Raw genomic sequence first — 18,522 nt, 5'->3', positions numbered from 1 at the left:
ATTGTTGAAATAGCAGAATAGATTCGCGTGTGGCGAAAAGAAGTTGTCTGGCTGTCCTCTTAATTATATTAACTACCCTTCCAGGTTAAACCTTGTGACACCTTCCTTTGCCTCACACCTCACACCTTACACCTGATACCTGACACCTCGTCCTCACCCCACCATTTTCCTCAGCTTCTCCTCATTTATAACGCGAATACTTTTCCCTTCCGTGACAATCACCCCTTCGCTGGTGAGATCATTGAACAGCTTGAAGACTGTTTCATAAGTAGTGCCGGCGTAAGAAGCAATATCCTGCCTGGTAATAACAACACCAATAAATCCATCATCGTTAAGGCCGAAGACTTTCTTCAAATCAAGCAGCGTCTCGGCAATTCGTCCTTTCACATCCATATGCGCGAGGTTGCGCATCCGTTGCTCGGCTTTTTGTAATTCACTTGCATAAAAATGCATCAGCTTGTAAGTGAGATCGTGATTGGAGCGAAGGAGCGTCTCAAGAAATTGATTGGTTATAAAACAAGCTTTAGTGGTGTCAAGTGCTGTTGCAGAAACAGGATATTTATTGGCGCCGCCAAGACCGCGGTGTCCCAATATGTCTCCCGCAGAAGAAAAGCGAATGATCATATCTTTTTCATCGCTCCACTGTTTATGGATTTTCACAGCACCGGAATAAATGAAATAAATTCCTTTTACATCATCGCCTTCACTAAATATTGATTCATTCTTCTTAAATAAACGCGTTTGCTTCTTCATCGCAATAATCTCCCGCCACTCCGGAATGCAGTTAGTGCATAGAAAACAACTCGTTACATCACATAAAACATCTTGCATGGGCCAATAATACGTTTTTTATTTTAATGTTGCTACCTCTTAAAATATTGTTTAATTAATATTTTTGTCGTAAAAAAAAATAAAATATGACTAATAAATATTAATTAAACAATACTTTTGCTAAAAATTAGAATTTCACAAATGCGTCAGAACAGTGATCAGATTCCTTTATCAACCTCATTGAATATTTTTCCGGCCCAAAAAATTAAAAAGCAATCGCTTGTTAACAAACGGGTTCTTTACCTGAGTCTTCAGGCAATCTTAAATGCAATAGTTATTGGTTTTGTTGCCAGGCTATTGGTTTATCTTATCGATCTTATTACAAACCTCGCATTTTATGGAAAGTTTTCAATAGAGCCGGCAAGTCCCGCACGTAACGGACTAGGCTTGGCGGTGATATTTATTCCGGTTGCCGGCAGTATTATAGTTGGCTTTATAGCGCGTTACGGGTCTAAAGCTATCCGTGGACACGGTATACCGGAAGCAATGGAAAAAATTATTCTTGATGACAGTAAAATACCACCAAGCATTACTTTCTTAAAGCCCTTGTCCGCAGCCATTTCCATCGGTACGGGCGGACCTTTCGGTGCGGAAGGCCCTATAATAGCTACAGGTGGTGCATTTGGTTCGTTTACAGGTCAGATCATGCACATCTCGGCTTCGGAAAGAAAAATTATTTTAAGTGCCGGAGCCTGCGCCGGTATGTCAGCCATATTTGGAAGCCCTCTGGCTGCCGTATTGCTTGCCATTGAATTATTGTTGTTTGAGTTTTCTCCCAAATCAATTATTCCTGTCGCATTGGCCTGTGTTACCGGTGCAGCCATGCACCTCTTGTTATTTGGCTCATCGCCGGTGTTTGCAATGTCAGCAATTCCAGTCGCATCGGGGGGATCGTTAATTATATATGCCGCAATGGGCTTGGTCATCGGTGTTATAGCTTCGCTGATCTCCAAATCAGTTTATGCCGTTGAAGATGCGTTTGAAAAGTTGCCCATTCACTGGATGTGGTGGCCTGCCATAGGCGCAATTGCTGTAGGCATTGTTGGATATTTTGCTCCTTTCACCATGGGTGTAGGTTATGAAAATATTCAGCACCTGTTAAGCGGAAAACTTCCGCTGACATTATTGATATCACTTTGCTTTTTGAAATATATATCATGGGTAATTTCTCTTGGCAGTGGTACATCAGGCGGTACCCTGGCTCCGTTATTTACCATAGGCGGGGCTTTGGGTGCCCTATTAGGTGTGGCTTTACTCAACATGTTTCCTTCACTGCAGATTAACCTTGCTACAGCTGCCTTAATTGGAATGGCTGCAATGTTTGCCGGTGCCTCAAGAGCATTACTCACTTCTATCGTGTTTGCATTGGAAACGACTGGCCAATCGAACGGATTGTTGCCATTGCTGGCGGCTTGTGCTGCTGCATATTTCGTTTCATTCTTTATGATGAAGGGTAGCATTATGACCGAGAAAATTCAACGCAGAGGTGTAAGTACGCCCGACGAGTACGAAGCTGATCTATTAAAGCATGCAAGGGCTAAGGACCTGATAACTGTTGCTGCCGATAATGATTATAACGGACTGCCATTTGTGTATGCAACAGATGATCTTAGCTTTTGTATGGAAGTAATGGGTCGTTATGAAACCGATGCGGTCGCTGTAGTGTCGAATACACCAGATCAGAAAATAATGGGGAAGCTTACTTCGTCTGCCATTGTAAAGCACTATAGCAGGCAAAAAGAACTGCAGCACAGTTATAATTCACCCAAGCATATAAAAAGGCTGTTGGTGAGGGGACGCAGAATAATGAATAAAGCGTAAGAGCGGAAATTGTATAAACCTTGTTGCAGATATTAATGATCACGCTTTCTTTTTCTGTACATAAATTAAGTCTGATGGCTTCATAGCAAAAGGATAATTATTTAATCTTCAAAATAAAAAGCATGAATTACGATTATCAACAAACAGGTTTTTCAAAGGCCGTACTGACAGGATTATTTGCTGGCCTGATGGCCACATTGGCATGTCTTGCTTACGATTTCTTTTACAGGCTGAATACCGGGTTTACTATGTCAGCAATCATTAATGTTCCTTCTATAATTATAGCTTGTCACATACTTCTGCTCGTTTGTGGTATGCTTTATTTTGTTTTTAAAAACAAAATAAAAAAAGGAAGTATAATATTCATTGGATTATTTGTGATCCTTACTGTGTATCTGATCGTTAAAGGAGAAGGCGTTGAACGTTCTCCGATCCATCAACTCACTGTGCAGTTCAGAGGATTGTTACTTGGAATGATCGTCATTATTGGATTATGCGCTTCAATCCTTATTCCATATTTGTCAGGGAATAAAAAATTCGAAGAAAACGTACTATAAAAATCAAAATTCAAAAGTAAAAAGTCAAAAGAAGCTGTTGTAATTCGGAGAGGATTATTGATATCAAGAGAGTATTTTGATCGCATGATCAAATACAACCTCATCAAGATCCCTCACATTGTTTCCACCGTACCCTTTTTTTATTTTTACTTTTGAATTTTTACTTTCTAATACAGTTCCAGTTGAATTGCTTTTGCCGCCTTTACGCTGCCGCCGATAGTATACACTTCACTTTCTTCATAGCGGGATGCAACAACAATGCGGGTGCCGTTAGCGTGCTTTTGAAACAGGTTTAAAACAAGTTCAGGATCGTTATTGTCTTTGGAGAGATGGGAGAGGAGAAGATGGCTCATAAATGTCGGTCGATGGATTGTAAATAATGCAAGTGCCTGAGAATTGGATAAATGCCCCTTTCCGCCACGTATGCGGTTCTTCAGGTAAATGGGATAGCGGCCATTTTCCAACATCAACTCGTCGTAGTTGGCTTCAAGAAAAGCCGCGTGGCATTGTTGAAAATGCCTGATCACATGTTCGCAGGGCGCCCCAATATCGGTAAAAACACCTATACGGATATCATCGGAAGCAACAACGAAACTATGTGGTTCAGCGGCATCGTGAAACTTTGGAAAGGCTGTAATGGTGATTTCATCAATGCATACAGGCTCATACGCTTTGAAGGAAAAAACACTTTCCCGGCTCAATGCAAGACCTCCGTTTTGCAGTGTGGGTTCCGTGATATAAACAGGCAGATTGTATTTATTTGCCAACACGGCAACTCCCCTGATATGATCTGTATGTTCGTGTGAAATAAAAATCGCCCTGACTTTTTTAATATCCAGGCCAATACGCTTCATTCTTTTTTCAGTTTCCCGGCAAGAGATGCCGGCATCAATAAGTACGGCATTCCTGTTATTCCCGATATAATAACAGTTGCCGTTGCTGCCCGAATTCAATGATGCGATAGATAAAGACATTTAATGCAAAGAAATTTGATTTTTTTGAATTTGGGAATGATATTTATTCCAAAACCGATGATCGTTGTACAATCAATTCACCATCAATGTTAGATGTGATCATTTTCTTTTTGCCGGATATTTTATCAAGAAGAATATGCAGCGATTGCTTGCCCATTTCATCAATGGGTTGTTTAATGTAGGTGAGGGGTGCATAAAACAGATCCGCTGCTTCTGTTTCGTCAAAGCTTACAATACCCAGATCATTGGGAACCTGAATATGCAGCTTATTAATGTATTTAATGCCACAACTAGCCAATGTGTTGGATGTGAAAAACAGTGCATCAACCGGCTGCTTCAATAATTGATCAATAGCTTTTTCTACCTCTTGTTGGGTGCAACCCATTTTCAATTCTTTCAGGCGGCTTTTTTTGAAGGATTGTTTATTATTTCTGAGTGCCTCGATATATCCACGCGTACGTTCCTGTAAATGCACGAGCGAAGTCTTGTAAGCAATCATGCCAATATTTCTATAGCCTTGCTTAATAAGGTGATCAACGGCCATGTAAGCTGCCCCAAAATTGTTAACACTCACGTGGTTGGCCTTTACTTCAGGAAAATAGCGGTCGAGCAATACGAAGGGAATATTTATTTTATGAAGATAACGTACCTGGGCTTGTGTATTCTCAACCGGGCATATGATGATGCCATCAACCTGTCTTTCGAGGAAAATATTGATCAGCTTGGCTGATTTTTCTGCATTTTCTCCAGAACTGCCAAGTATTACGGTATAATCATTCTTTTCGGCCTCATCCTCAATTGCCCGTGCTATCTGCGATGAAAACGGATTTGAAATGTCAGCCACAATTAATCCAATGGTATTGGTTTTATTTGTCTTAAGGCTTTTTGCAATCTGGTTGGGCCGGTAATTAAGTGTAGTAGCAGTTTTTTTAATTTTCTTTGCAAGGTCTTTCCCCACACGGTTTTGCCGCTTATCGTTTAGTACATAAGAGACAAGGGCAGTTGATACTCCAACCTTTTGGGCAATATCTTTTAAAGACACTTTTTTGTTCATAAGTTAGATGGGTGAGGTGTGAGGTATCAGGTATCAGGTGTGAGGTATCAGGTTTCAGGTATCGGGTTTCAAACGTCAAGCCTTACGCCTCACTCCTCACACCTTATACCTCATGCCTCGCACCTTACGCCTCACACCTCAAGCCTTCCTCACTATTTAACAAAATTATCATTTAACATATAACCGCTTGCATTTAAATTTGGTGTGCCTAATCAAAAAATACCTTGCAGCTAAAGTATTTTCAATCGTCCTGAATTGTATATTTGATACCTCCGATTTAGTACTTGCCGGAAATTTTATAACATGAGTTGGAAAAAAAGGTTTAGCATCACAATAGCAATTATAGCGGTTTTGGCCGTTATTGTTCGTCCTGCGCTAAGCCACAATCCAATACTGTTAAAAGTAATGAGAGCGGTAGGTACAGAAAGCATTTTTGTTCAGAAGGCAGTTAAGAAAAGAAACAACGAATTTGATGTTGCCGAGCTGGCTGCAGAAGAAAATGCTTGCTATACAAAGAAACTGTTGATGCCTTCTGTAAGATCCTTATGCAAGATGGATCGTAATGTTATCGCCGAAATGTCTGCAAGCGCATTCTTTCACCGCTTCATGCAGAAGACTGACCTTCTTACACGTTTTCAGGTCAAACCGGATAACCATCATTACCTGCCCATATCTGTTTTTCTTATCTGATTTTCACTCTTGTTCACACCAATGTGCGCCTCTCTTCAAGGCGTAAAATTTCGTTGTTATCACTTATCGCTTGAATTGGCTATGATTGAATTGTCCGTGCCCTAATGTGGCTGAAATTCTATCGTGGCATAATTCAGCTGTGAAAAAATAAATAATCAGGGATGAAAAGAGTATTTGTTTCAGTCATTTTGCTGATCTGTGTTCGCTCGTATGCTCAGCAGATATTGAGTTTGAAGGATGCTTTGCAGAAAGTACGTGACAACTATCCATCAATAAAAATGAAAGCCTCGCTGGTGCAATCGGCTCAATATACACTGAACGCAGGCAAAAAAGATTATCTGCCCGAACTTACTGTTGCGCAACAGTTTAGTTATGCAACGGATAATGGGATTAACGGAATTAGTTATTCAAATAACGGTACTGTATTGTCGACATCCGGCGGCATCAGACCTCAGAATATATATACACCAATTGCCGGAAATATCAGCTCACTTATCATTAACTGGCATGCCTTTACATTCGGAAGAATAAAACAACAGGTAAACTATGCTGCATCAAAATTGCAGTACAGTCGCAATGATCTGGATAATGAAGTATTTCAACAACAAATTAAAGCAGCAGACGCATACCTTTTACTTGACCTTGCACAGAAGCTGGTTCAGGTACGTAAGGATAACTTACAAAGAGCACTGGCCTTCCAGGAATATGTATTGGCTCGTTCAGGCGCGGGATTGTTGCCGGGCGCTGATTCATCTCATGCAAATGCAGAAGTAGCCAATGCTCAGTTAGCTTTATTGCAGGGAGAGCAGGAAGTGGCCTACCAGAAAATTCAGCTCTCGCAACTTACAGGTATTAACGCGGATAGTGTTCTTATAGATACGATGCAGTACCTGCAGAATATTCCTGTGGCACTAAAAAGTCATTCCCTTTCCGTTGTCAACAATCCCGTTATTCAGCTTGCAAAGGCGGATGTGGACGCGCAGACACAGCGCTCTCTTATGATAAAAAAATCCGTGCTCCCTAATGTGGATGTTATTGGTGCCGGAATGGCCAGGGGCTCAGGGATAAGCAATGCTACAGGCGATTACAAAAGTGGTCTTTCAGATGGATTGCCTTATCAGGCATATAATTATCTTGTTGGAGTTGGTCTGAACTGGAACATTCTTTCACTCGTGAAAAACAAGCAACAATACCAGGCTGCAAAGCAGGATATACAAGCTTCAGAATATAAACTACAGGAAAACGAGCAGATCATTCAACGCCAGTTGAAAAATGCGGATTTGCAATACCGGCTGTCCCTGCAGCAAACAAAAGTTGCTCCCGTTCAATATGCTTCTGCTTTAGAGGCGTATAATCAATCCAATGCGAGATACCAGGCAGGTCTGGCCACATTGCCAGAACAGCAGGAGGCTTTGTACGCGCTTACACGCTCTGATGTTGATAAAGCTGTTGCTAACAATAACGCGTGGCGCTCACTGTTGCAGATAGCTGCAGCAACCGGTGATCTTCAAATTTTTCTCCAACAATAAACACATATTCTAATGAAGAATATTATACGATCGGCATTGAGAAAACCAATTACGGTAATTGTACTTGTAATGGGCATCGTTTTTTTCTCCGTGCTGGCTATTAAAACAATTAAGGTGGATATTTTTCCAGCGCTTGACGTACCCACAATTTATGTAGCGCAACCTTACGGAGGTGTTAGTCCTGATCAGATGGACGGTTTTTTTGCCGCAACATATCAAAACAACTTCCTTTATGTAACTGGCGTAAAGGATATTGAAATGAAAAGCACACAAGGTTTGTGCTTGCTGAAAGTGACCTTTTACCCCGGAACAAATATGGGGCAGGCACAGGCTGAAATTGCAACCAATATCAGCCGCGCACAGGCTTCATTGCCGCCGGGCTCTGTTCCACCACAGGTAATCCGGTTTGATGCAAGTAGTATTCCTGTGGGACAGCTTGTATTTTCCAGTGAGCATCACAGCCTTGCAGAAATTCAGGATCTGGCGATGAACCGTGTAAGGCCGATGTTTTCGGCTATCCCGGGAGTAGCTTCTCCGCCGGCTTTTGGTGGCAATCAACGCACTATTATTGTAAAGATCAATCCTGATCTCATGCGCAGTCATAATCTTACTCCCGAACAGATTGTAGCAGCCGTTGCGCGTAATAACATGCCTTCAGCTGCAGGTAATGTGCGCATCGGCGATAAAACATATATCGCGCCACTCAATACACTCGAAGGAGATCCTTCGGAATTTTTGAATATCCCGATCAATACGGGAAGCGGTCCCACTGTTTTTGTAAGAGATATTGGTACTGTGGAAGATGCTGCTGATATCACTACCGGCTATGCATTGATAAATGGCAGAAGAGCTGTTTATATTCCGGTAATTAAAAAAGCCGATGCATCAACACTGGATGTTGTAAATAATATAAAAGCATCACTTCCTAAACTACAGGCTTCCATTCCTGAAGACGTGAAAATATCTTACGAGTTCGATCAGTCTGTTTATGTAACCAACGCAATCAAGAATCTTGTGAGCGAAGGTGCTTTAGGAGCATTGCTTACCGGTTTGATGGTGCTTTTGTTTTTGAGGGATTGGCGCAGTGTGATTATAGTGGTATTGACCATTCCGCTTTCACTGCTTACCTGCATTATCTTCTTAAACATAGCGGGGCAAACGATCAATATCATGACCCTTAGTGGCCTCGCACTTGCTATTGGAATATTGGTGGATCAGGCAACAGTTACCATAGAGAATATTCATCAGCACATGGAAATGCACAAGCCTAAAATGCAGGCTATATGGGACGCTTGTAAGGAGATTGTATTTTCTGAATTCCTGATTACCTTATGTATACTCGCTGTGTTTGCACCCGCTTTTATTATGCAGGGCATACCTAAATCAATGTTTTTGCCGATGGCGCTGGCAGTGGGCTTTTCCATGATCGCTTCTTTTATTCTTGCACAAACCCTTGTGCCAGTATTGGCAAACTGGATGCTGAAAGTGCATAAAGTAAATTATAATTCTGAACAGGGCATCCATACTGCCGAGGTTGAAAAAGTAATGTATGAAGAACGGGTAACGGAGCAGCATTTGCGTAGCGAAGAAGCTGTGAAAGTGAAAGGCTTTGACAAGTTTAAATTGTTTTATCACAGGCTCCTGGAAAAGATGCAGCGCAGGAGAAAAATTGTTATTGCCGGATATTTTGTACTTACGATCGGTGTTATAGCCGGAGGGTTTTCCTTGATAGGTACCGATATTTTACCTAAGTCTAATAGCGGGCAATTTCAGCTACGGATCAAAGAACCGGATGGAACACAGTTTGAAAAGACTGAGCTTGACATGCTGAAAGTACTTAGCCTGATCGATAAACGTGTAGGCAGGCAAAACGTTAAAATAACTTCTGCGTTTGTTGGAACTACACCGGCAAACTATGGTAGTGCTCCAATCTTCTTGTACACATCAGGTCCGCATGAAGGTGTTTTGCAGGTCGCCATGGAAGAAGATTACAAGGTGAACATAGCGGCATTGAAGGAAGATCTTCGAAATGATATTGCAAAGGAACTACCACAATTAAAAGCGTCATTTGAACCTGTTGAGCTTGTAGAGAAAATTATGAGCCAGGGTTCTCCAACGCCTATTCAAATTTCAGTTGGAGCGAAAAATTTAAGAGATGCCGAAGGCTATGCAAAGAAAATAATGGAACGCCTGAAAGCATTTTCATATTTAAGAGATGTGCAGATTGCGCAACCGCTGCATTCACCCGCTATTCGGGCAAATGTTGACCGGGAAATGGCCGCACAGTTAGGAACAACAACTTACCAGATCTCACGTTCATTGATCCCTTCAACATCATCCAGCCGCTTTACGGATAAGAATCTCTGGCTTGATCCCAAATCCGGTCTTGGCTACCAGGTGCAGGTGCAGGTTCCTGAGAACCAGATGACATCTGTAAACAGCTTTGCGGAAACTCCTGTTGGTAATGGCGATCAACACTTAATCCTCGGGCAGGTTGCAAGCATCCATTTTGAAACAATGGCAGGCGAAATCGACAGAAAAGGTCCAAACAGGCTTGTAACAATTACCGCTAATATTTACAACAAAGATCTTGGAACAGCAGGGAAGGATATATCGCGCACATTGTCTTCCATGGAAAAACCGCCACGTGGTGTAACGGTTGAATCCAAAGGACAGTTGTCATTGTTAGATGATACGCTAAGCAGTTTACAAACAGGGTTGCTTGTTTCCATCATAGTTATATTTCTTTTACTGGCTGCCAATTTCCAGTCATTTAAATTGTCATTGGCGATCCTTTCAACAATTCCAGCGGTTATTGCCGGTTCACTGGTTATGCTGTTGTTATGCGGTGCTACTTTAAATCTTCAATCTTATATGGGTATTATTATGAGTGTTGGTGTAAGTGTTGCCAACGCCATCTTAATGATCACAAATGCGGAGCACGTAAGGCTGGAATGTGGTGATGCATCAAAAGCTGCAGTGATGGCAGCCAACAGCCGCATCCGCCCGATATTGATGACAAGCATTGCAATGGTTGCCGGTATGATCCCAATGGCGAGTGGTTTGGGCGAAGGGGGAGACCAGGTTGCGCCACTTGGTCAGGCCGTGATTGGCGGACTGATTGCATCAACTTTCACATCGTTGCTGGTACTGCCAAACGTTTTCACCTGGGCACAAAAAAAGGCGTCACTAAAATCGGTGTCATTAGATCCGGAAGATACAAGTGGAGAATTCTACAAACAAAATCATCAGTTAATAACAACTCACTAATAAATATAAATACGCTATCTATGAAACGATATTTTATTATAATCATTCTACCTGCCGCGTTATGGTTTGCGCAGGGCTGTTCTTCAGGGGAAGCCAAAAAAGCAAGCAGCGAAGCTCCTGTAAAAGAAACGGCAATGGAAGTGTGTCATCCCACATTAATGGATGCGTCGCAGGATGTAGGCTTACCCGGTGAGTTAAAACCTTATTACATCACGCAGCTATATCCTAAGGTAAAAGGTTTTGTAAAGAAATTATTTGTGGACAGAGGCAGTCATGTACAGGCCGGTCAAACGCTTATAGTGATTGAAGCACCTGAGCTGGAAGCTGAGTTACAGCAGGCCATTGCCAATGTGGCTGATTTTAAAGCAAGGCAGGCTGCCGATGATGCGACCAATAAAAGATTGTTGCTTGCTGCCAAAACAAAAGGAGCCGTGGCAACAGTTGATCTTGAAACAAGTGCTGCAAAATTAGATGCTGATAAAGCCGCTGTTCAAAGTGCAGAAGCTATAGTAAAAGCTAAAGAACAACTAAATAGCTATCTTACCGTTAAGGCACCGTTCAGTGGAATTATATCACAAAGAAATATTTCGGTCGGTGATCTTGTTGGCCCGGATGAAACATCTGGTAAGAATGCAATGTTGGTTTTGCAGCAGGAAGATGTACTTCGTCTTACAGTAAATATTCCTGAAGTATATGCAAAGAGTCTTGCGAAGAATGCAGAAACAAATTTCACAGTGTCATCGCTGCCGGGAAGAATTTTTAAAGCGAAGTTATCACGCAACTCTTTTGCATTGGAACAACAGACACGCTCACTGGTAACTGAATTTGATGTGCCCAATTCAAACGAAGTACTTTTGCCGGGAATGTATGCGCAGGTAATGCTTCCTGTTGTGCGTAATGAAAAAAGTCTGTTTGTGCCAACGTCGGCTGTGGTAAGCAGTACACAAAAAGTATTCGTGATTGCTGATGAAAATGGCAAAGCTAAATGGATACCTGTAAACAGGGGAATGCAGACAGATTCGTTAACAGAAGTATTCGGAAATATTCAGCAACAAACCGTGTTGGTAAAGAACGCATCTGAAGAAATAAGAGATGGTGCATCCATAAGAACGCAGTAATGATTACAGTATCAATGTCACTTTTCTAATATAAATGCTGATTGTATTTGTGGGTTACATAAATATTGAGCTGTTGCACTTACAGTTAATCTGCCAAATGCAATCAAAGTAAAATGCGCGGATTTATTTTAGTGATAAGTCAGGTGATTTGATTCATTACCGTCGGTTTTAACCGGCGGATGCTGATTAATCTTAAAGCATGGCTTTAGCCTCAAAAATTATAATTTGAGGCTGAAGCCATGAACAATGATTTTGCATTTCCCGTTCAGTAAAGCGCAATGTCATTTAGTTAAAAACCTTTAAAGGTCCAGCAGAGTTCCCTGTTTGTAGAAAATCAGGATTTTAAAATGTCATTAGACTCCAGCGGAGTCTAATGTGGCGGTTGACCGGTAGCTTCTACCGGAGCTTGGGCGATCTGTTTTATTCTTCAAAACAGGATGCTCCTAGGGAGCAAAACCTCCAACGCTTTCTTAACTAAATGACATTACGCTAAAGCGGGACGGCAATGAAAAAAGACATTGTCATATCCCAGTCTGCTATTGAATGTTTGAAGATCTCTCTCAATATTGAGGATGAATGTTTAAATGGGTATTCTCTGTATCTTGATTTTTTCGATATTATAACAGTGCTTACATACGTTTGTTATAGCGGTCGTGGTGTGTTTCCCGCATTCTTTTTGAGCAAAGAATAATGCACTAACTAATTAAGTCATAGTGGTTTTAACGAAATGATAACCGCAACATGAAACATTGGTTAATCGATTAACCAGATTTTTTCGTATGTTTGCATTGTAATTGAGACAAAGAATCGAGAGGAACCTAACCGTAAATCGAAAGTAAGAACACTATAATGATTGCCTGCTAGTACTAGCAGGCAATTTTTTTTATAGGTCGTTACAGATCTGGTCTCAGTTAAAACAAATCTTTCTTATGTAGAAAGATAGTGTTCATCAAAACAAAAAAATATGAAAGCATCAATTTTAAAACGAAGTAGTATTGTCTCGGCCATTTTACGTTTCAGTAACAGCTCAGACAAAAACACCGAAGCAGAGAACCTGCACAGATCATGGTTCAATATCGACGAAAAAGACAGTTCTTTACTTGTTGATTACAAGTATAATAACAAACGTGGACAACGTTCACCAATCAACTATTTCGCAGGGCCGCACGGCGCATTCCTTCCTTCCGCTAAGTAAACAGGTATTCAGTTAGAATATCTGTAAGGCCGGTATATTATCATGCATATTTTCATAAGCATTTTACCTACGCTGGTCAAATCGTTTCTTGCTATATTTTGTTGTGTTGCAGCATGGCTGCAGAAATAAGAGGCACTTATTGCCATAAGGCTAAGGATGCTAACGGTGACGGCTTTATGTAACCTGTAGCTTCATAAGTGAAGTTAGTATTAATGATATGTTACATCCAATTAGTTGGTTGCAATAATGTCTTTTATTTCCTCGCACATCTCTTTTATCTTAAGATAAGAGTCGCGGCTGTTTTCTGTTTTGTCAAGCCTGATCCTGAGTTCGCCTGGCGAAGACTCAAGGTGAAATTTTGTTTTGTCTTCAAGAACGGTCGTCACATCAATATCGTCATCTCCTGACCACTCCAGCCTTGTCGGAGCAATTTTCTCATTGATCAGGTTTTCTATTTTGCCTGTTTTTTTATCGTTATAAGACGCTGAGAATTGGTACAGATCTTCATTATTTTTTACTGATATTTTGATATTATGATTAGAATGGCGGCAGGAGGATAGTAAAAAAGCAGTCGCCAGCCCAAGCATCAGTGACATGAATAACTTTTTCATTTTCAATTTTTTCAGCAATATAGTGTTATGTCAGGTATTAGGTAATGCAAAATACATGAATGGTTGCTGTGGGTTAGGAAAGGCGCACTGGTTTCTCGCAGAGAACGCAGCGTAGCGGTGCCGCAACGGCAAATGCTCCCATCACCCGGCTCATATCAAAAAAGCCCGGCTATTAACCGGGCCTTGTCGTCAAGGAAACATAAACCAAACGCCATCTGTATTAGCTATTTTTATAATGCCGTTCTCTGCGATGTTAAGGTACCTGCACATTAATCAGGATTAACCACATCGTACATAGTACATCCCACATCGTACATCGTACATTTACTTCTCACTGTCTTCCAGTTGTTCTGGCCAGCGATATTCTTGCGGATAAATAGTCATACACTGCTTCCAGGTAGTTTGATTGTGCCGTGGTTAGCGCCAATTCGGCGTCCGTTAGTTCAAGGCGGGATGCCACACCTTTTGCATAGCGGTACTGGGTAATATCATAGCTCATCTGAGCGGTTTCTTTCACTGTTGTCCGCGTTTGTAATCGTGCGATGGTTTCATTTAAGCCCGATACCACCTGTTTTACCTCGGTACGCAATTGTAGGTATGCATTTTCTGTTTGTATAACCGCCTGCTTTTGTGCTATGGAAGCCTGCTGAATTCTGGCATTATTACTATTTCCACTGAAAATCGGAACATTTACCTGCGCACCTATAAATGTTGTTGAAGGATAGTAAGCGTTAAAGTAATTCATTTGCGATGCCTGTGTTTGTATCATGTATTGGCCTGCAAGTGAAACAGCCGGCCTTTTTCCCGCCTTTGCCAGTGTTATTTCCTGTTCTTTTATGCCTGGTTGCAAAGCAATCGCCTGTATATCGCCTCTTTTGCTTTTGGCTTCATTAAATACTTCTTCCTCTGAAGGAATGCTTTGATCTGCATCCGGTAGGATCAACGAATCTGTCAGTACAAAATCTTCCAGTGAATCTATTCCTATCTGTGTGCGAAGCTGAAGTTTGTTCACAGCTATGGCATTGGAAAGCTGCAATAATTCTGGTTCAAGATTTTTCACCGAGGTATATGCTCTTAACGTATCTACCCTTAATGCACGTCCCTGTGCAAGTAAGGATTTGGCATCCTGCAGAGCTTTCATATTTCGCCCAAGACTTTCTTTTTGCAGGTGAATGCGTTCGTTCAACACGAGTATTTGCAGATAGAGCAGTTTTACATATGCTGCTATCTCAGTTTCTTTGTTGCTCAGCGCCAGTTTGCTTTCCTGTTCCAATAATTTAGATCGAACATTTTCAGCCCTCGCAGTTGGCGCGTACAAAGGCTGAATAACGTTCAGAGCAGCAAATGCCTGATCGTTGCCTCCAAATCTTCCATATGGAATTTTGCCATCAGATTCTTCCTGTCCAAATCCGAAAAATACGGGTTGTGAAAAATAATGCGCCACTTGTGCATTCGCGCTAATGGTTGGCAAATAAAGGCTGCGTGCGATACGCGTTTGCTGCTGCGATCTTTCAATAGAAAGTGCGGACACTTTAACGTCGCGATTATTGCGGATTGCCAATGCGACAGCGTCCTGCAGCTTTAATCGCATGACTGATGCTGGCTCCTGCGCCTGCGCCAGGTACGAAACAAGGCACAGCAACACAAAGCCGATGAGCGTATAGATAAAATATTTATGGCTGTACTGAGTCATGATAATATCTTTTTATGAATGAATAAGGGGTGCATGTTCTGCTTCAGTTGTAAAAGTGACAGCAGGTTCCTCAATCGCTTTCTTTTTATGAGGACGTGAGAAATAGGCATATACTGCCGGAATTACGTATAGTGTTAAGATACCCGCAAACAACAGCCCACCTACAACCACAATTCCCAATGATGTTCTGCTGCCTGAAGAAGTTCCTAATGAAAGTGCGATAGGAAGTGTACCGAAGATCATTGCAAGTGTAGTCATCAGGATCGGCCTGAACCTTGATATTGCAGCAGCCAATACAGCGTCTTTAACACTCATACCTTCTTCTTTACGTTGGTTGGCGAACTCCACAATAAGGATCCCATTCTTCGTAATCAAACCGATCAGCATGATCATGCCTATCTCACTGAAAATATTGATCGATTGATTTGTAACCCATAGGCTCAGTAACGCTCCGGTGATAGCCATTGGTACAGTCAACAGAATGATGAACGGATCTATAAGACTTTCAAACTGAGCCGCTAAAACCAGGTAAATCAGGATGATGGCAAAAATGAATGCAAACACAAGGCTGGAACTGCTTTCGGAAAAGTCACGGCTCTGACCGGCAAGATCAGTTCTGAAACTCTTTGGCAACACTTTACCTGCGATGCCGTTCATTTCTTTGATTGCTTCACCGAGACTCACGCCTGCAGCTGGAGTGGCTGAGATGGTTGCACTGTATGATTGATTGTAACGATAAATAGCAGGGGGACTCACACTTTCTTTTCTGCTTACCAGGTTGTCCAAAGAAACCATCTCGCCGCTTCCTGATTTAAGAAACAGAGAGCTAAGATCAGCAGGAGCTGAACGCTCTTTTCTTTCCAACTGACCGATCACTTCATACTGCCTGTCGTTATAAATAAAATAACCATAACGGCGTCCACTTAATGCAAGCTGTAATGTGCGGCCAATTTCCTGTGTTGAAATTCCTAATTGTGCTGCGCGCTGACGATCAATATTGATGCCTATTTCCGGTCGGTTGATTTTAAAGTCAGGATCCTGGAAGCTGAGCTTTTTACTCTGGTAAACTTCGCCCATTAATTTGGGCATAATGTCAACCAGGCTTTTCAGATCTGGAGCTTGTACAACATACTGTAATGGTTGCGAGCTGGAGAATCCGCCGATGGTTGGAATTTGAATCGGTATACACATCACATTCCTGAACCGTTGCGATGCCTGTACCAGTTTTTGAAAGACCTGCGCCTGAGTCATGCCGCTTTTTCTTTCTTTTGGATCTTTCAGAAAAATCCACTGAAAGCCACCGTTAACAGGTTGAACCAATGTTCCGGAAGAAGCAGCAACGGCTGCATACGTACGGTTTTCGTTTAGATCCGGTATTGAGTCTGCAACATAGTTACTGATCTCTTTCATCGTCGCTTCCATGCTTTCATAAGAAGTGCCTTCAGGCGCTATCACTGCGAGACCAACCATCGATCTGTCCTCAAGCGGCGCCAGCTCTGAAGGAAGTTTTGGAGCAAGCAGATAAGCAATGCCAAAAGACAATATCAAAATGATAAACGCGGCCCATCTTGCTTTGAAGAAGAAACGCAATGATTTTGCATAACCATTATTCAGTTTCACAAAAAATGGTTCTGTCTTTTTATACAACCATCCGTGTGATGCGCCGGCTTTTAAAAGATAGGCGCTCATCATGGGGGAGAGCGTTAAAGCCACGAATGCGGAGATAAGCACAGAGCCTGATACAACAATTGCAAACTCCTTGAACAATCGTCCTGTAATCCCTCCCAGGAATAGAATGGGTAGAAATACAGCGGCCAGTGTAACCGTGGTTGAGATAACTGCAAAGTATATTTCATTTGAACCCTTTCGAGCGGCCTGCAAAGGTGTCATGCCCTGTTCCACTTTTGCATAGATATTTTCCAGCACCACAATGGCGTCATCCACCACCAAGCCGATTGCCAGCACTAACCCGAGTAACGTTAGTACGTTGATGGAAAAGTTACAGATATACATAATGAAGAAGGCCGAGATGATGGATACCGGGATGGCCACCAGCGGAATGATCGTGCTTCGCCAGTCGCGGAGGAATATAAAGATGATCAACGCAACCAGGCCAAAAGCTAGTAACAGTGTTTCTTCTACTTCTGATAAAGAATTTCGTACAGGTACGGTGAAATCTTTACCGAGTGAAATAATGTAATCCTTTGGTGCAGTTTTTACAATATCTGCAAAGCGTTTTTTAAACTCGTCAACAATAGCGAGCGAGTTGGCACCACGTTGCGGTTGCACGCCTGTTCCCACGCCGTAGCGGGCTGTCTGGCCTTCAGCAACGATCATCGCGGTGCGTTCATTTTGTGAAGACATGATAGCCGTGCCTACATCTTTAAAACGTACAATGGCACCGTCTTTTTCGCTAACGATCATGTTGTTGAAGTCATCTTCCGTTACCAACCTTCCCTGTGTTCTTAAAGTGACTTCTGTACTCTCCCCCTCAATGCGCCCGCTGGGAAGGTCTACGTTTTCGCGCTGCAATGCGTTCTGTATGTCTGTCGGCGTAAGATTATAAGCTGCAAGTTTAACCGGGTCCATTCTCAAACGCATAGCCCGCTTGCGACCGGCATATGAATCTACCAAACGCACGCCCGGTATAGATTGCAGTCTTTCTTTTATGTTGATGTTTACGAAGTCTGTGATGTCTTCCAGGCTCTTGGTATCACTTTGTACCGTAAGAAAAACGAGGAAATCAGCGGGGCCGGCTTTTTCAACAATAGTTGGTTCAATATCCGAAGGAAGCTGTTGCCGCGATTTGGAAACTTTATCTCTCACATCGTTGGCTGCAGCTTCAAGATCTGCATTCAGATTAAACTCAACAGTGATAATACTCACCTGTTCGCGCGACACTGAACTCAGTGCGCGTATGCCGTTTGCTTCGGCAATAGCTTCCTCTAATGGTTTGGTTACCTGGGAAGCGATGATATCTGCGCTGGCGCCAGGATACACTGTCGTTACGGTAACAATAGGAGAGTCCGTTACCGGGTATTCTCTTGTTCCTAAATAAGTGTAGCCGACGATGCCAAATAAAATCAAAAGGACTGACATTACCCCCGCCAATACCGGCCGGGATATGCTTACTTGTGAAATAGCACTCATAAATATGTTTGTTAATTACTGGAAGAGGA

14 protein-coding genes are annotated in these 18,522 nt (G+C 42.1%); 8 read left to right on the top strand and 6 right to left on the bottom strand.

Annotation, left to right across the window (positions count from 1 at the left end):
- Positions 1–153: 153 nt before the first annotated feature.
- Entirely contained in the window at positions 154–831 is a 678-nt protein-coding gene (locus QTN47_RS07225) for a Crp/Fnr family transcriptional regulator (RefSeq protein ID WP_369328675.1), read from the bottom strand.
- Positions 832–972: 141 nt separating this feature from the next.
- Between QTN47_RS07225 and QTN47_RS07220 the strand changes: the two genes are divergently transcribed.
- Positions 973–2,652, top strand: a complete 1,680-nt coding sequence (locus tag QTN47_RS07220; protein ID WP_369328674.1) for a chloride channel protein — start codon at positions 973–975, stop codon at positions 2,650–2,652.
- Positions 2,653–2,774: 122 nt separating this feature from the next.
- Positions 2,775–3,209 (top strand): hypothetical protein, encoded by a 435-nt coding sequence (locus QTN47_RS07215; RefSeq protein ID WP_369328673.1) that lies wholly within the window; start codon positions 2,775–2,777, stop codon positions 3,207–3,209.
- A 167-nt stretch (positions 3,210–3,376) separates the two neighbouring features.
- Here the strand turns inward: QTN47_RS07215 and QTN47_RS07210 are convergent, their stop codons facing one another.
- Together QTN47_RS07210 and QTN47_RS07205 are read right to left on the bottom strand one after the other, a co-directional pair.
- Positions 3,377–4,183, bottom strand: coding sequence for an MBL fold metallo-hydrolase (locus tag QTN47_RS07210; protein WP_369328672.1), 807 nt, complete (start codon positions 4,181–4,183; stop codon positions 3,377–3,379).
- A 43-nt stretch (positions 4,184–4,226) separates the two neighbouring features.
- On the bottom strand, positions 4,227–5,237 hold the full coding sequence (locus QTN47_RS07205; RefSeq protein WP_369328671.1) for a LacI family DNA-binding transcriptional regulator: 1,011 nt from the start codon (positions 5,235–5,237) through the stop codon (positions 4,227–4,229).
- A 303-nt stretch (positions 5,238–5,540) separates the two neighbouring features.
- Between QTN47_RS07205 and QTN47_RS07200 the strand changes: the two genes are divergently transcribed.
- From QTN47_RS07200 to QTN47_RS07175, 6 genes are all read left to right on the top strand, one after another.
- Complete coding sequence (locus QTN47_RS07200; RefSeq protein WP_369328670.1) at positions 5,541–5,927, top strand: hypothetical protein; 387 nt, start codon at positions 5,541–5,543, stop codon at positions 5,925–5,927.
- 161 nt (positions 5,928–6,088) lie between these two features.
- On the top strand, positions 6,089–7,456 hold the full coding sequence (locus QTN47_RS07195; protein ID WP_369328669.1) for a TolC family protein: 1,368 nt from the start codon (positions 6,089–6,091) through the stop codon (positions 7,454–7,456).
- Positions 7,457–7,468: 12 nt separating this feature from the next.
- The gene (locus QTN47_RS07190; RefSeq protein ID WP_369328668.1) at positions 7,469–10,726 is read left to right on the top strand and encodes an efflux RND transporter permease subunit; all 3,258 of its coding nucleotides are present in this window, start codon (positions 7,469–7,471) and stop codon (positions 10,724–10,726) included.
- Positions 10,727–10,746: 20 nt separating this feature from the next.
- On the top strand, positions 10,747–11,844 hold the full coding sequence (locus tag QTN47_RS07185; RefSeq protein WP_369328667.1) for an efflux RND transporter periplasmic adaptor subunit: 1,098 nt from the start codon (positions 10,747–10,749) through the stop codon (positions 11,842–11,844).
- Between the two features lie 505 nt (positions 11,845–12,349).
- A complete protein-coding gene (locus QTN47_RS07180) occupies positions 12,350–12,535 on the top strand; it encodes a hypothetical protein (protein WP_369328666.1) in 186 nt (61 codons plus the stop codon).
- A 273-nt stretch (positions 12,536–12,808) separates the two neighbouring features.
- Entirely contained in the window at positions 12,809–13,039 is a 231-nt protein-coding gene (locus tag QTN47_RS07175; protein WP_369328665.1) for a hypothetical protein, read from the top strand.
- A gap of 230 nt (positions 13,040–13,269) precedes the next feature.
- Here QTN47_RS07175 and QTN47_RS07170 read toward each other — a convergent pair whose 3' ends face one another.
- The 3 genes from QTN47_RS07170 to QTN47_RS07160 all read right to left on the bottom strand — a co-directional run bounded on the left by QTN47_RS07170 (position 13,270) and on the right by QTN47_RS07160 (position 18,493).
- A complete protein-coding gene (locus tag QTN47_RS07170; protein ID WP_369328664.1) occupies positions 13,270–13,650 on the bottom strand; it encodes a hypothetical protein in 381 nt (126 codons plus the stop codon).
- 331 nt (positions 13,651–13,981) lie between these two features.
- Entirely contained in the window at positions 13,982–15,343 is a 1,362-nt protein-coding gene (locus QTN47_RS07165; RefSeq protein ID WP_369328663.1) for a TolC family protein, read from the bottom strand.
- Between the two features lie 12 nt (positions 15,344–15,355).
- Positions 15,356–18,493 (bottom strand): efflux RND transporter permease subunit, encoded by a 3,138-nt coding sequence (locus QTN47_RS07160; RefSeq protein WP_369328662.1) that lies wholly within the window; start codon positions 18,491–18,493, stop codon positions 15,356–15,358.
- Between the last annotated feature and the right edge of the window lie 29 nt (positions 18,494–18,522).

Source organism: Danxiaibacter flavus, from assembly GCF_041060425.1.
GTDB classification, from domain to species: Bacteria; Bacteroidota; Bacteroidia; order Chitinophagales; family Chitinophagaceae; genus Danxiaibacter; species Danxiaibacter flavus.
This window is presented reverse-complemented; position numbering and strand designations above follow the sequence as displayed.